General features: G+C 64.6%; 13 protein-coding genes. 8 read left to right on the top strand and 5 right to left on the bottom strand.

Going from position 1 to position 14,039, the window contains the following annotated elements; genetic code table 11:
- The first annotated feature begins 64 nt into the window (after positions 1 to 64).
- On the top strand, positions 65 to 1,900 hold the full coding sequence (locus V6657_RS12695) for a hybrid sensor histidine kinase/response regulator (protein ID WP_048934539.1): 1,836 nt from the start codon (positions 65 to 67) through the stop codon (positions 1,898 to 1,900).
- Between the two features lie 52 nt (positions 1,901 to 1,952).
- On the opposite strand, the gene V6657_RS12690 is transcribed toward V6657_RS12695, so the two are convergent.
- A complete protein-coding gene (locus V6657_RS12690) occupies positions 1,953 to 2,618 on the bottom strand; it encodes a response regulator transcription factor (RefSeq protein ID WP_048934540.1) in 666 nt (221 codons plus the stop codon).
- Between the two features lie 416 nt (positions 2,619 to 3,034).
- Here V6657_RS12690 and purN point away from each other — a divergent pair, with 416 nt between their 5' ends.
- From purN to nadC, 7 genes are all read left to right on the top strand, one after another.
- A complete protein-coding gene (gene purN, locus V6657_RS12685; protein ID WP_048934541.1) occupies positions 3,035 to 3,685 on the top strand; it encodes a phosphoribosylglycinamide formyltransferase in 651 nt (216 codons plus the stop codon).
- The gene (locus tag V6657_RS12680) at positions 3,682 to 5,091 is read left to right on the top strand and encodes an RsmB/NOP family class I SAM-dependent RNA methyltransferase (protein WP_048934542.1); all 1,410 of its coding nucleotides are present in this window, start codon (positions 3,682 to 3,684) and stop codon (positions 5,089 to 5,091) included. Before purN ends, V6657_RS12680 begins: the two co-directional genes overlap by 4 nt.
- Positions 5,088 to 5,657, top strand: a complete 570-nt coding sequence (locus tag V6657_RS12675; RefSeq protein WP_048934543.1) for a phospholipase D family protein — start codon at positions 5,088 to 5,090, stop codon at positions 5,655 to 5,657. The genes V6657_RS12680 and V6657_RS12675 overlap by 4 nt, the downstream gene beginning before the upstream one ends.
- Before the next feature lie 25 nt (positions 5,658 to 5,682).
- Complete coding sequence (locus tag V6657_RS12670; RefSeq protein ID WP_048934544.1) at positions 5,683 to 7,047, top strand: mechanosensitive ion channel domain-containing protein; 1,365 nt, start codon at positions 5,683 to 5,685, stop codon at positions 7,045 to 7,047.
- A 386-nt stretch (positions 7,048 to 7,433) separates the two neighbouring features.
- Positions 7,434 to 8,624 (top strand): acyl-CoA desaturase, encoded by a 1,191-nt coding sequence (locus V6657_RS12665; protein ID WP_048934545.1) that lies wholly within the window; start codon positions 7,434 to 7,436, stop codon positions 8,622 to 8,624.
- 191 nt (positions 8,625 to 8,815) lie between these two features.
- Positions 8,816 to 9,964 (top strand): quinolinate synthase NadA, encoded by a 1,149-nt coding sequence (gene nadA / locus V6657_RS12660; protein ID WP_048934664.1) that lies wholly within the window; start codon positions 8,816 to 8,818, stop codon positions 9,962 to 9,964.
- On the top strand, positions 9,961 to 10,854 hold the full coding sequence (nadC, locus tag V6657_RS12655; protein ID WP_048934546.1) for a carboxylating nicotinate-nucleotide diphosphorylase: 894 nt from the start codon (positions 9,961 to 9,963) through the stop codon (positions 10,852 to 10,854). Before nadA ends, nadC begins: the two co-directional genes overlap by 4 nt.
- On the opposite strand, the gene nadB is transcribed toward nadC, so the two are convergent.
- The 4 genes from nadB to radC form a co-directional block, all read right to left on the bottom strand.
- A complete protein-coding gene (nadB, locus tag V6657_RS12650) occupies positions 10,855 to 12,456 on the bottom strand; it encodes an L-aspartate oxidase (RefSeq protein WP_048934547.1) in 1,602 nt (533 codons plus the stop codon).
- Between the two features lie 189 nt (positions 12,457 to 12,645).
- The gene (rpmG, locus tag V6657_RS12645) at positions 12,646 to 12,816 is read right to left on the bottom strand and encodes a 50S ribosomal protein L33 (RefSeq protein ID WP_003262397.1); all 171 of its coding nucleotides are present in this window, start codon (positions 12,814 to 12,816) and stop codon (positions 12,646 to 12,648) included.
- Positions 12,817 to 12,830: 14 nt separating this feature from the next.
- Positions 12,831 to 13,064 (bottom strand): 50S ribosomal protein L28, encoded by a 234-nt coding sequence (rpmB, locus tag V6657_RS12640; RefSeq protein WP_004631999.1) that lies wholly within the window; start codon positions 13,062 to 13,064, stop codon positions 12,831 to 12,833.
- Between the two features lie 180 nt (positions 13,065 to 13,244).
- A complete protein-coding gene (gene radC / locus V6657_RS12635; RefSeq protein WP_048934548.1) occupies positions 13,245 to 13,919 on the bottom strand; it encodes a DNA repair protein RadC in 675 nt (224 codons plus the stop codon).
- Positions 13,920 to 14,039 lie beyond the last annotated feature (120 nt).

The following is a 14,039-nucleotide window of genomic DNA, read 5'->3' as shown; positions in this document are numbered from 1 at the left end:
CGGTGTGCCCGTCCGCCGCAACCTTGCGGCACAATCCGATATCCGGTTTCTTCCCCGCACCCCTTTGAACGCCCCGTTGCGCATCTTCTTCACCAAGTTTGGGCTCGCCAGCCGCGCGCCGCTTGAATTGGACGCCCGTGCCAAGCTGCTGGCCGCCGTGCATCGCGGCGCCCCCATGGGGATCGCGGCGTCCGTCGTGCTGCCCGCCTTGACCGTGGCGGCATTCTGGACAGATGCCTCGATCCGCCCAGCGCTGCTGGGCTGGTGCCTGATCATGCTGTGCCTGACCGCCTCGGGCCTGCGCTTCTATTTCGGCTATCGCTACGACCTGACCCGCATGACGCTGGCCCCGCACACCCGCAAGTGGTGGACGGGCATGCATGTGATGTCTGCGGTGGGCGGGGTGGCCTGGGGTTGCTCGGCGGGGTTGTATCTGATGTCGCCGTCGCTGGAGTTCAGCAGCCTGCTGATGATCGTCATCATTGGGGTGGCGGCAGCGGCGGTGCTCTCGCAGGCGCCGGTGCCGTCCAGCCTGCTGATCCTGGGGACCGGCATCCTGGCGCCGCACTTCTTGCTGGCTGAACAGGCGTTTCCTGGGCACGGGCTGTACCTGCGCGGCGTGCTGCTGTTCTTCGCGGCGCTGCTGACGCGGCACGCCGTGAACATCCACAACACGCTGGTGCGCGAAATTCAGCTTGAGAACGAAAGCCGCCAGCTCGCGCGCCGGTATCAGGATGAGAAGCAGCGCGCGCTGTCGGCGTCGGAAGAGAAGTCACGCTTCCTGGCTGCTGCCAGCCACGACCTGCGCCAACCCGTGCACGCCATCGTGCTGCTGGTGGAGGCGCTGCGGGCGCGCAATCAGTCGGAATCGCTCGCGCCGCTGGTGGAACAGTTGGCTTCTGGCGCAGCCACCATCGACCTGCTGTTCCGCTCGTTGCTGGACCTGTCCAAGCTGGAGAGCCGCAAGACCTCGCCGACACTGGAGCCGGTGGACCTGGGCGAGGTCATCACCGAGGTGGTCCAGCAGTTCATGCCGGATGCGCGCGCCAAGGGGCTGACGCTTGCACAGCGCATTCCGCCGCTGCCGGTGTTTGGTATGGCCGAGCCGGTGCTGCTGCGTCGGGCGCTGTTCAACCTGCTGCAGAACGCGCTGCGCTATACCGAGCGCGGTGGCGTGATGGTGGCGCTGCGCGTGCGCCAGAAGTACCTGCGGATCGAGGTGTGGGATACCGGTATCGGCATCGCGCCGGAACACCAGAAAGACATTTTCTCGACGTACTACCAGGTCGAGAACCCGGAGCGCGACCCGAGCCAGGGCCTCGGCCTGGGCCTGTCGATCTACAAGGAATGCGTGCGTCTGCTGCGCGGCACCTTTGGCGTGCGCTCAGTGCCGGGTCGCGGCTCGATGTTCTGGATGGCGTTGCGCCCGGTGCCGGCCGAGATCAAGGCGCCGCTGGCCGCGCAGCCGCGTGCCGAGCAGAAGCGTGCGGTGCTGGATCAGCCGCGCTTCTCGGGCGTGGTGCTGGTGGTGGACGACGATCCGCAGATCCGCAAGGCCTGGCACGCGCTGCTTGAAGCCTGGGGCGTGGAGGTGCACAGCGCCGCCGACGGCACCGCCGCCGATCAACTGCTCGCAAAGGGGCTGCGTCCGCAGATCATCTTCTGCGACCTGCGCCTGCCGGGTAAGGAAGACGGTCTGCAACTGCTGGAGCGCTGGCAGGTCAGCCACCCGGATGCGCACGCCGTGCTGCTCACGGGCGACCGCAACTCCGCAGCACTCGCACGTGCCGAAGAAGCCGGCTATCTACTGCTGGCCAAGCCGATGGACCCGAACATGCTGCGCGTGCTGCTCAAGCGCTGGCTGCGCGGGCGCGCGGCCGAACCGCAGGTCGCGTACTGAGGTAAGAGGGCGGCGGCGCCGTCGAATGCGGCGCCGCGATCCGATCAGGCGATCAAGCCGCGCCGGTCAGGCGGAAGCGCTCCATGCGCGAGATGATCTGGATGCGCGTGCGCACGCCCAGCCGCTGCAGGATCGCCGAGACGTGTTCCTTGACGGTGTTCTCCGTCAGCCCCAGTTGGCGAGCGATGGACTTGTTCGGCAGGCCCTCGAGCAGCAGCGCCAGCACCGAGCCCTGACGCGGCGTCAGGCCCAGCTCAGCCGGCGTGATAGGGATGCCGTGTGAGGCACCGCCCTTGCCATTGGTGCCGCCCAGATCGTCTTCCGACGGGAACGACGAATCCCCACCGAAGATGCCGGCTACCGCCTTGGAAAACGCATGCGCATCTGCATGCTTGCCGATGAAGCCGATGGCGCCCAGGGCTTGCGCCTTGGCGACGATTTCAGGTGTGTTCTCGGCCGACATGAAGGCAAAGCGTGCCTCGGGCAACTTGCCGCGCAGCTCGCGCATGGCATCGAAGCCGGTGCAGTCGGACAGCCATACATCGAGCAGCACGACGTCCGGGCGGACACCGTCATCGACGAGTGCCAGTGCCTGGCGGCGGCCGATGGCCGCGTGCACCTGGACTTCTGGCAAGGCTTGTGCAAGAAACGTGGTCGTGCCAGACAAGGCGAGAGGGTGGTCGTCGACCACCAGCAGGCTACGCAGCGAGCTCGTCATTCTTATTCCCCGGTGAGGGCAGTGCCCTCTTGTTGTTGTAACGCGTGCCGACCCGGCGCGGGCGGTGGCTGTCAAGCTTGGTGCCGATCAGCCGTCACGGTTATCGACCGCACGATGTTGCAGCGCAGGATGATCGTTGGCGAGATATGCGACGGATCACCGCTGGCAGCACCCCGACCCCCGGGTGCGCGGACAATTATGGGGCCGAGATTATCAGACCGCGGCGCAGCGCGCCAACGTCCCTACGCCCGTTTTTATCGGCACGAGAGGGATTTTGCTGAAGCCCGTCGGCTAAATACCACGTTACCGGTAAAAGCGGGCCTGGCGCGGCCCTGGTGGCGCCACCCCGGGGCGTCACCCGGGGTGCCACAGCGGATTTTCTCGGGGGAGTGCGGCGCACTTGATAAAATGCCGCGATGAAAAACATCGTCATTCTCATTTCCGGACGTGGCTCGAATATGGAAGCCATCGTTCGTGCCTGTCAGACCGAGGGTTGGCCCGGGCGCATTGCCGCCGTGATCTCCAACCGCCCCGACGCAGCTGGCCTCAAATTTGCCGCCTCGCACGGCATTGCCACCGCGGTGGTCGACCACAAGGGCTTTCCCGACCGCGACAGTTTCGACACCGCCCTGGCGCAGGTCATCGACGGCTTCTCGCCCGACCTGGTCGTGCTGGCGGGCTTCATGCGCATCCTGACGCCGGGCTTCGTCAATCATTACGCCGGGCGCATGTTGAACATTCATCCGTCTTTGCTGCCGTGCTTCCCGGGGTTGCATACGCATGAGCAGGCGCTGGCCATGGGCGTGAAGGTGCACGGCGCAACGGTCCATTTTGTGACCGCCGAGCTGGACCACGGCCCGATCGTGCTGCAGGCTGCCATCGAGGTGCGGCAGGGCGACACGCCGGACTCGCTGGCCGGGCGGCTGCTGACGCAGGAGCATGTGATCTATCCGCGTGCTGTGCGCTGGTTTGTGGAAGGACGCTTGCGCGTCGAGCAGGGCGTGGTCCGGGTTTCGCCGGATGCGTCGCAACTGGTTATTGGCGTTGACGCCCAGGAGGCAGCATGAGTCAGGATCGTCAGCGTTCGCGCAACGGCGGTGGTAACAGCGGTGGCGGCAACAAGCGCCCGAGTTCAGGTCACGGCGCGGGTGGCGGTGGGTGGTATCGCGCGCCGCAGGGCAAGCCCCAGCAACGCAGCGCGCCGCGCCCCCGCACGGGCGTGCACGGCAGCCATTTCGAGCACCTGGACAAGGTGCTCGCCCGCCTGCTGCACTTTGCGGCGCCGGCCGACATGGTGGTCAGCCAATACTTCCGTGAGCACCACGAACTGGGCCACCGCGAGCGCGGCATCATCGCCGAGGCGGCGTTTGCCGTGCTGCGCCGCAAGGTCGAATTCGGCCAGTTTGCCGAGAGCGGCTCGGGCCCTGCGCGCCGTCGCCTGGTGGTGCTCGGTCTGCTGCAGACCGCCGGCCGCGAGGCCATCGCCCCGTTCCTGACGCCGGCCGAGGCCGAATGGCTGGACCGTTGGGAACTCCGCGATCGTGCTGCTCTGGCGCCGCGCGTGCGTGCCAACCTGCCGGACTGGCTGTTCGATGCGCTGGTCGCGCAACACGGCGCCGAATTCACCGAGGCGCTTGCGCAGGCCTGGCTGACGCCGGCGCCGCTGGATTTGCGCGTCAACACGCTCAAGGGCGAACGCGATGCGGTGCTCGCCACGTTGGCCGAAGCCGGTATCGAGGGCGTTGTGGCGCCGCTGTCGCCGGTGGGCATCCGCCTGGCGGGCAAGCCGGCGCTGAACAAGCTCGACATCTTCACCAACGGCACGGTCGAGGTGCAGGACGAGGGCAGCCAGTTGCTGTGCCAACTCCTGGCGCCCAAGCGCGGCGAGATGGTGGTGGACTTCTGCGCGGGCGCGGGTGGTAAGACGCTGGCGATTGGCGCGGCGATGCGCTCGACCGGGCGACTGTACGCCTTCGACGTATCGGAAAAACGCCTGTCCAATTTGGGCCCACGCCTGGCGCGCAGTGGCCTGTCGAACGTACACCCGAGCCGCATCGACAGCGAGCACGATGCCAAGATCAAGCGCCTGGCCGGCAAGATCGACCGCGTGCTGGTCGACGCGCCGTGCAGCGGGCTGGGCACGCTGCGCCGCAATCCAGACCTGAAGTGGCGTCAATCTGCGCAGGCCGTGGAAGAGATGTCGGCCAAGCAGCAGTCGATTCTTGCCTCGGCGGCGCGGCTGTTGAAGCCGGGTGGTCGCCTCGTCTACGCGACGTGCAGTGTGCTGGCGCGCGAGAACCAACAGGTGGTCGAGCAGTTCCTGGCCGCGCACGAAGACTTCATGCTCGTGCCTGCCGGCGAGGTGCTGGCTGCGCAGAAGATCGCGCTGGAGATGGGCCCGTACCTGGAGCTGTATCCGCAGGTGCATCAGACCGATGGCTTCTTCGCGGCTGTGCTGGAGCGCCGCGCATGATGTTGCGCCGGCTGGGTTTGCTGTTGGTCACCGCGTTGGCCTTCAGCGCGGGCGGCATCGCCCAGGCACGCAACACGCCGCCGGTGCAGCCCGCCAAGGGCACGGTGCAGGCGGCCTTCACGCCGGACGACGACATCGAAGGGTTGCTGGCCGACGCCATAGACCAAGCCCGTGAGCAGGTATTGGTGCAGGCCTACCTGCTCTCGAACAAGGCGATCACGCGGGCGTTGCTGGCGGCGCACCAGCGCGGCGTGGATGTGCGCGTGCTGGCCGACCGCGAGCAGATGATGCGTTCAAACGGCAGCCGCATCCCTGAAGTCGCCAACGCCGGTATCCCCGTGTGGCTGGAGGTGCGCTACAAGAACGCGCACAACAAGGTCATCGTGATCGACGCGCGCGGGCCGCATCCGGTGTTGGTGACCGGCAGCTTCAATTTCACGCAGACCGCGCAGCGCGGCAACGCCGAGAACGTGCTGATCGTGCGCGGCGATGCCGACCTAGCGCAGCGCTACGCCGCCAACTGGCAGAAGCATGTGAGTGATGCGTTGCCCTATCGCGCGCAATGACGGTGCCCAATAATCGACGTCTCGGATGAACGAACTGCCTCTGAACCACATCGCACTGGGCCACATGATCGGCGACATCGTCTCTGATCTGGGCGGCCCGCGCTTCATCTGGCAGCTGGGCGTGCTCGTGCTGCTGCTGGGCGCCGCCTGGCTGATGGCGCGGCCCATTGCACGGCGCCTGCACGCGGGCCACGTGAATGACACGTTCGCACTGCGCTTCGCGTGGTCGAGCCTGGAGCGGGCGATGTTCCCGCTGATTGGCTGGCTGCTGGTGCTCGGGGCGCGCTATGCGCTGGTGGGTGTGATGCCGATCAGCGTGTTCCGGCTGGCAGCGGTTCCGCTGTTCGGCCTGACGATGCTGTATCTCACGTTTTACGTGCTGCGCCGCGTGCTGTCGGCCAATGGCGAACTGCACGGCATGCTGGTGCTGGTTCAGCGTGTGCTGACCACCTTGATGTGGATCGGCATGGTGCTCTACGTGCTGGGCGTGCTGGGTGACGTGATCGATTATCTGGACGGCATCCGGTTCGCGATCGGCGGCAAGCAGAAGGTGAGCCTTGCGGCCATGCTGATGGGGGCGGTGTGGATCCTGCTCACCGTGCTGGTCGCAATGTGGTTCGGCTCGTGGCTGGACAGCCGCATCACGCGCGCCAAGGCCATCGACGCCAACCTGAAGGTGGTGCTCTCGCGCGTGGCCAAGGCGGTGTTGCTGCTGGTGTCGCTGCTGCTGAGCCTGTCGCTGGTGGGGATCGACCTGACGGTGCTGTCGGTGTTTGGCGGCGCGCTGGGTGTGGGCCTGGGCTTCGGCTTGCAGAAGATCGCCAGCAACTACGTCTCGGGCTTCATCATCCTGCTGGAGCGCTCGCTCAAGCTGGGCGATCAGATCACGGTCAGCACCTATACCGGCATCGTCACGCAGATCCGCACGCGCTACACCGTGGTGCGCAACGGCGACGGCGACACGCTGGTGCCGAACGAGCTGATGGTCGCGCAGGCGGTGCAGAACCATAACGAGCGCGGCACGGTGCGCGTGGCGGTGCGGGTGCAGGCGTCGTATGCGGCGGACCCGGAAGCGGTGCTCGCGCTACTCGTGCAATGCGCCGAAGGGGTTCCGCGCGTGCTGACCGACCCGGCCCCTGCCGCCTTCATGGCCTTGTTTGCCGATAGCGGCATCGAGTATGAGTTGGGCGTGTGGATCAATGACCCGCACAACGGCAAGCTGGGCGTGCAGTCCGGCTTGAACCGCGCCATCTATCGCCGCTTCAAGGAGGCGGGGATCGAGATCCCGTATCCGCAGCGCGAAGTGCGTGTGCTGGGGCCACTGGCGCTGCAGCAAGGCGCCGCGGGTGATGCGAACGCCCCATCCGACGCTCCATCTGCGCCGGCCTGATGGTCTAGCACGCCACCGTCAGGAACGATGCCCCTTGTTCTGGGTCAAACTGACGGTTTTCCCTCATGGAATAGAGGGGGTATTCGGTTAAAATGCTGGATGCTCCCACAAAGGATCAGACGGCACCGTCGCAGTGGCTTTCACTTGCGGCAAAGCGCCGCAAACAGCTTGCATTGCGCTGGGGCGGAGGTCACATGACCGGCGATAGGACGCTCGCCGATGTGACGCGCAAGCCGGGTGCCAACACCCGATTCCCCGCCAAGACGACCCCACTGTTGTGAGCTTGCAACCTTGCAACGCTGCAGCAGCGGATGGCCTCAAGAGGCAGCAACGTCGCTTTCGACCTAGGCTGCTTTGATCACCCCGAGTTGACCACGGAGAACACTTTGATCGACTCCTTTCTGAATTTCCTTGCCAACGGCACCCTGGATTGGGCTTGGTGGCAAATCCTGATTTTCACGCTGGTGGTGACGCATATCACCATCGCCGCTGTCACGATTTTCCTGCACCGCTGTATGGCGCACCGCGCGCTGGACCTGCATCCGATTCCCGCGCACTTCTTCCGATTCTGGCTGTGGTTGACGACCGGTATGGTCACGCGTGAATGGACGGCCATCCACCGCAAGCATCACGCCAAGTGCGAAACCGAAGACGATCCGCACAGCCCGCAGACGCGTGGCATCCGCAAGGTGTTGCTGGAAGGCGCCGAGTTGTATCGCGCCGAGGCCAAGAACCAGGAAACCATCCAGAAGTTCAGCCACGGCACGCCGGACGACTGGATCGAGCACAACCTGTACTCCAAGTTCACGTGGCAAGGCGTTGGCCTGATGCTGATCCTAGACGTGCTGATGTTTGGCGCGATCGGCCTGACGGTGTGGGCGGTCCAGATGCTGTGGATTCCGATCAATGCTGCCGGCATCATCAACGGTCTGGGCCACTACTGGGGCTATCGCAATTTCGACTGCGAAGACGCCTCGACCAACGTGTCGCCGTGGGGCCTGATCATCGGGGGCGAAGAGCTGCACAATAACCACCACACGTACGCCACGTCGGCCAAGTTCTCGGTCAAGTGGTACGAGTTCGACATCGGCTGGGGCTACATCCGCGCGCTGGAGATCGTTGGTCTGGCCAAGGTCAAGAAAGTGGCGCCCAAGGCACGCTTTGTGGATGCGAAGCCGGTTGACCAGAACACGCTGGAGGCCATCATCGCCAACCGCTACGACGTGATGGCCCGCTACGCCAAGACTGTCAAGGCAGCTTACCGCCAGGAGCTGGCCAAGCTGAAGGAATCGCGCGACGTGGAATACCGTGCGCTGAAGCCGGCCCGCAAGTGGTTCCACCGCGATGAAACCAAGCTGGGCGCACCGCAGCGCGAGCAGCTCTCGCAAATCGTGTCGGATCACTCGTCGCTGCACACCTTCGTAGAAATGCGCCGCGAGCTGGGCGCCCTCTGGGGTCGTTCGAACGCCACGCGTGAGCAACTGCTGCACCAACTGCAGGACTGGTGCAAGCGCGCCGAGGAAAGCGGTATCCACGCACTGCAGGAATTTGCCCTGCGTCTGCGCCGCTACGCCTGAGTTTCCTGTTTCATAGGTGAAGCCCCGCTCCGCAGCGGGGCTTTTCTTTTGGGTAAACTGCGTTAAATCACACGTTTAACAGGCCGCACGAATCGCCCACGAGAGCGCATCGCGGCACGTGTCCTCCTCACACGCCGTCCGTTTCATTGCCACGCAAGCTGCGCGGCGCCCTGCCGGACGGGGAGACCATCATGGAAGCCCACATCAAGACGGTTGAATTCGATCGCCCGGACATGCTTACCGAAGAGCAGTCCGGCGCCAGCTGTGTCGCCCACGCCTGGGCCAAGGTACCGCCCGTGTTGTCGCGCGAGGAGCGCGACGAGCTGAAGGCCCGCATCAAGCGCCTGCTCAAGGAGCGCGAGGCCGTGCTGGTCGCGCATTACTACGTGGATGCCGACCTCCAGGATCTGGCCGAGGAAACCGGTGGCTGCGTGTCGGATTCGCTGGAGATGGCGCGCTTTGGTCGCGACCATTCGGCCAAGACGCTGGTCGTGGCGGGTGTGCGCTTCATGGGCGAAACCGCCAAGATCCTCAGCCCGGAAAAAACCGTGCTGATGCCGGATCTGGATGCGACCTGCTCGCTCGATCTGGGCTGTCCGCCGGATGAGTTCGCGGCTTTCTGCGACGCGCATCCGGATCGCACCGTGGTCGTCTATGCCAACACCAGTGCCGCCGTGAAGGCACGCGCGGACTGGATGGTGACCTCTTCCATCGGCCTGAAGATCGTGAAGCACCTGCACGAGCAGGGAAAAAAGATTCTCTGGGCACCGGATCGCCATCTTGGCAACTACATCCAGCAGCAGACTGGCGCCGACATGCTCATGTGGCAGGGCTCGTGCCTCGTGCATGACGAGTTCAAGAGTGTCGAGCTGGACTTGCTGCGCGCCGAGCACCCGAACGCGAAGATCCTTGTGCATCCAGAATCGCCTGCCTCGGTGGTAGCGCAGGCGGACGTGGTGGGCTCGACCTCGCAGCTGATTGCGGCAGCACAGTCGCTGTCGGCGCAGGAGTTCATCGTGGCGACCGACAACGGCATCCTGCACAAGATGCGCATGGCTGCGCCGGGCAAGCGCTTCATCGAAGCACCGACCGCCGGCAACAGCGCCACTTGCAAGAGCTGTGCGCATTGCCCGTGGATGGCGATGAACGCGCTTACGAACCTGGCCGAGGTGCTGGAAACCGGCCGCAACGAAATCCACGTCGATCCGATGATCGGCAAACAGGCCGTGGTCTGCATTGACCGCATGCTTGATTTCTCCGCACGTGAGAAGGCCGCGGTCCGACCGCAGGGTGATCTGGCGGCCAACGCACAGCTTTTTCAAGGAATTGGCCCGGCATGACGGCGACTCAGATGAACATGAACGCCGCGCAGGCGATTTTCGATAGCTTTGGCCCGGCGCTGCGCGAAGCGCTGGCAGCCAATGTGGCCGTTGCGATTGCCGAGGACGTCGGTACGGGGGATCGCACGGGCTTGCTGGTTCCTGCCGATCGCCATGCGCGCGCGCGCGTGATCGTGCGTGAAGACGCCGTGCTGTGCGGCACGCCTTGGTTCGACGCCTGCATGCGCGCGGTGGACCCGGCGCTGCGCGTGACCTGGCAGCAGCAGGAGGGCGACCGCATGGCGCCCGATTCGGTGGTGTGCGAGATCGAGGGCCCGGCGCGTTCGCTGCTGACCGCCGAGCGCCCGTCGCTGAATTTCCTGCAGTTGCTCTCCGGCGTGGCGACCGCAACAGCGCGCTATGTCGGCGTCATTGCGGGTACACGTGCTCGCGTGCTCGATACACGCAAGACGATGCCCGGTCTGCGCCTGGCGCAGAAATACGCGGTGCGTATTGGCGGCGGTGAGAACCAGCGCCTGGCGCTGTACGACGGCATCCTCATCAAGGAAAACCACATCGCTGCGGCGGGCGGCGTGACGGCGGCCTTGCGTGCAGCGCAGGCGCTGAACGCAGGGGTGTCGATTCAGGTTGAGGTGGAAACGCTCGCGCAGCTGGATGAAGCGTTGGCGGCCGGCGCCACGTCCGTGCTGCTTGATAACTTCGATACGCCCGCCATGCGCGAGGCCGTGCGCGTGACGGCGGGCAGGGCGCTGCTGGAGGTGTCTGGCGGGGTGAACATCGACACGATCCGCGCGTTTGCCGAGACGGGCGTGGACCGCATCTCCGTCGGCGCGCTCACGAAGGACGTGCGCGCAACCGACTACTCTCTGCGGATCGTTGAGTCAGTCTGACTAGTTCCTGCGGGCAATCTGCCGATGGGTCGGCTGCATGACCGTCGGCAGTGCCTTGGGCAGCGTCTCAGGGTAGTCGCGGGAGAAATGCAGGCCGCGGCTTTCGTGCCGTGACAGCGCGCCATCGACGATCAGCGAGGCTACCTCGACGAGGTTGCGCAGTTCCAGCAGATCGTGGCTCACGCGGAAATTCTTGTAGTACTCGGCAATCTCTTCGCGCAGCAGGGCAATGCGGTGCTGCGCACGTTCGAGCCGTTTGTTCGTGCGCACGATGCCGACGTAGTTCCACATCATGCGGCGCAGCTCGTCCCAGTTGTGCGAGACGACGACTTCTTCGTCGGCGTCTGTCACGCGGCTTTCATCCCATGCGGGAATCTGCACCGACGTCGGCTGCGATTGCGGTTGCGCGAGGATGTCTTCCGCCGCGCCGCGCCCGATCACCATGCATTCCAGCAGCGAATTGCTCGCCAGCCGGTTGGCGCCGTGCAGGCCGGTGTAGGCCGTTTCGCCCACGGCGTACAGGCCGGTGATGTCGGTGCGACCGATGTGATCTGTCACCACGCCGCCGCATGTGTAGTGCGCGGCAGGCACCACCGGAATCGGCTGGCGCGTGATGTCGATGCCCAGCTCCAGGCAGCGTGCCAGGATGGTCGGGAAATGTTCCTTGAGGAATTCGGGGCTCTGGTGGCTGATGTCGAGGTACACGCAGTCCAGGCCGCGTTTCTTCATCTCGAAGTCGATGGCGCGGGCAACGATGTCGCGCGGGGCCAGTTCGGCGCGTTCGTCGTGCGCCGGCATGAAGCGCGTGCCGTCGGGCAGGATCAGCTTGCCGCCTTCGCCGCGCACGGCTTCGGTAATCAGGAACGACTTGGCGAAGGGGTGGTAGAGGCAGGTCGGGTGGAACTGGATGAACTCCATGTTCGCCACACGGCAGCCGGCGCGCCACGCCATGGCGATGCCATCGCCGCTGGCCGTATCCGGGTTCGTCGTATAGAGATAGACCTTGCCCGCACCGCCGGTGGCCATCACGGTCTGGCTGGCGGTGAGTGTCTTGACGCGGCCGCTCTTGCAGTCGAGCACGTACAGGCCATGGCAACGGGTACCTGGCTGGCCCAGCTTCGCATCGGTAATCAGGTCGATCGCGAAATGGTCTTCCAGCAGCGTGATGTTCGGGTGATTGCGTACCTTTTCCACGAGCGTCGTCACCACGGCATGGCCGGTGGCATCGGCTGCGTGGATGATGCGGCGATGGCGGTGGCCGCCTTCGCGCGTCAGGTGGAAGCCAAGTTCAGCCTGTTCATCGCGCGTAAAGGGCACGCCGTGGCCGATCAGCCATTCGATCGCCTCGCGTCCGTTCTCGACGATGTAACGCGTGGCCGCTTCATCACACAGGCCTGCGCCGGCGATGAGCGTGTCGTCGACGTGCTCATCATGGCTGTCGCCGGAGTCGAGCACAGCGGCAATGCCACCCTGCGCCCAATCGCTGGCGCCTTCCGGCAAGCTGCGTTTGCTGATGACGACCACACGGCGGTGATCGGCGAGGTGCAGGGCGACGGTCAGGCCCGCCAGACCGCTGCCGACGACGGCAACATCGAAATTCATGGAAGACGCGAGACGCTAGGCAGACGCGACTGCAGACCGGGGCAAGCCCTAGCACAGTCGCGTGTCAATCGGAAAGAGGAGCAGTGTACACCGCGACTCTCGCCAAATGACGGGCAACAAAAAACCCGCCTTGAAGCGGGTTTTTGCTGTCGATCATGCCGACGGAAACAAGATGCGCAATCCAGAGGATTACTTGATCTTGGTTTCCTTGTAAGCGACGTGCTTGCGGGCGACGGGATCGAACTTCATGATCTCCATCTTTTCCGGCTTGGTGCGCTTGTTCTTGGTGGTCGTGTAGAAATGACCCGTACCTGCGGTCGATTCCAGCTTGATCTTGTCGCGTCCGCCTTTGCTGGCCATGATTTAACTCCTAATTAGACTTCGCCGCGTGCGCGCAGGTCCACGAGCACTTCGTCGATGCCTTTTTTATCGATCAGGCGCAGACCGGCGTTCGAGACGCGCAGGCTCACCCAGCGGTTTTCGGATTCAACCCAGAAGCGACGGTTCTGCAGGTTCGGCAGAAAACGGCGCTTGGTCTTGTTGTTTGCGTGGGAAACGTTATTGCCGACCATCGGCGCTTTCCCGGTCACTTGACAGACGCGTGCCATGGAGCACTCCTAACTAAATTCGTTGGCTACAGTTTGCGACCGGGCGCTGGGACCAAAACCAAGCGCAGCGCCACTGTAGAGGTGGGACTTCAGCGAAACGCGGATTATACACACAAAACCGCTGACAAATCAACGGGATCAGTGGATTGCCGTTGAGCAACGCGCGATGCGGCGTCTGCGCTACATCTTGCCGTGTTCCAGAAAGCCGTAGACCGTGGTGCGGCCAACGATCATGTGATCCAGAACAATCACATCGAGCAGCGCCAGCGCGCGGCATAGTTCCCGGGTCAGAACAATGTCGGATTCGCTGGGCTCGGCGTGGCCGGTGGGGTGGTTGTGGGCCAGGATGACGGCAGCAGCATTGTGATGCAGGGCGCGCTTGGCGATCTCACGGGGATAGACGCGCGCCTCGGTCAGCGTGCCGCGGAAAAGCTCCTCCCACGCAATCAGTCGGTGTCGCACATCCAGAAACAGACAGGCGAAGACTTCGTGCGGGCGGTGGCCGAGCGACAGTCGCAGGAAATCCTTCACGCTCTGTGGGGAATCGAAGGTCTGGCCATGGGTGATGTCTTCCTTGAGCGCGCGTCGAGCCACTTCCAGTAGCGCATGCAGTTGCGCGTACTTGGCCGGCCCCATGCCATGGATCGACGAGAACTCCTGCTGCGAGGCGTGGCACAGCCGCCCGAGTGAGCCGAAATGGGTGAGCAACTCGCGCGCCAGGTCGACGGCGCTTTTGCCCGGCACGCCCACGCGCAGGAAGATGGCCAGTAATTCCGCATCGGAGAGCGCGGCAGGGCCCTGGGCGAGCAGTTTTTCACGCGGCCGCTCGTGGGCGGGCCAGTCGACAATTGCCATATAGATAGTGTTGGGGAGGGCGCTGATTGCCCGCGTGCGGCCTGTGTGCAGCAGGCGCCGCGCCAGCGACCGAGAGGAGGGCTGACGTACAATAACGGGTTACTTTTTGGTCAAGCAGGT

Source organism: Ralstonia sp. RRA, assembly GCF_037023145.1.
In the GTDB taxonomy this organism is placed as follows: domain Bacteria; phylum Pseudomonadota; class Gammaproteobacteria; order Burkholderiales; family Burkholderiaceae; genus Ralstonia.
This window is presented reverse-complemented; position numbering and strand designations above follow the sequence as displayed.

Excerpts from the sequence above, each read along its gene's own strand:
- V6657_RS12690 (WP_048934540.1), bottom strand. The coding sequence starts at position 2,618 with ATGACGAGCTCGCTGCGTAGCCTGCTGGTGGTCGACGACCACCCTCTC.
- purN (WP_048934541.1), top strand. The coding sequence starts at position 3,035 with ATGAAAAACATCGTCATTCTCATTTCCGGACGTGGCTCGAATATGGAA.
- V6657_RS12680 (WP_048934542.1), top strand. The coding sequence starts at position 3,682 with ATGAGTCAGGATCGTCAGCGTTCGCGCAACGGCGGTGGTAACAGCGGT.
- V6657_RS12675 (WP_048934543.1), top strand. The coding sequence starts at position 5,088 with ATGATGTTGCGCCGGCTGGGTTTGCTGTTGGTCACCGCGTTGGCCTTC.
- V6657_RS12670 (WP_048934544.1), top strand. The coding sequence starts at position 5,683 with ATGAACGAACTGCCTCTGAACCACATCGCACTGGGCCACATGATCGGC.
- nadA (WP_048934664.1), top strand. The coding sequence starts at position 8,816 with ATGGAAGCCCACATCAAGACGGTTGAATTCGATCGCCCGGACATGCTT.
- nadC (WP_048934546.1), top strand. The coding sequence starts at position 9,961 with ATGACGGCGACTCAGATGAACATGAACGCCGCGCAGGCGATTTTCGAT.
- nadB (WP_048934547.1), bottom strand. The coding sequence starts at position 12,456 with ATGAATTTCGATGTTGCCGTCGTCGGCAGCGGTCTGGCGGGCCTGACC.
- rpmG (WP_003262397.1), bottom strand. The coding sequence starts at position 12,816 with ATGGCCAGCAAAGGCGGACGCGACAAGATCAAGCTGGAATCGACCGCA.
- rpmB (WP_004631999.1), bottom strand. The coding sequence starts at position 13,064 with ATGGCACGCGTCTGTCAAGTGACCGGGAAAGCGCCGATGGTCGGCAAT.
- radC (WP_048934548.1), bottom strand. The coding sequence starts at position 13,919 with ATGGCAATTGTCGACTGGCCCGCCCACGAGCGGCCGCGTGAAAAACTG.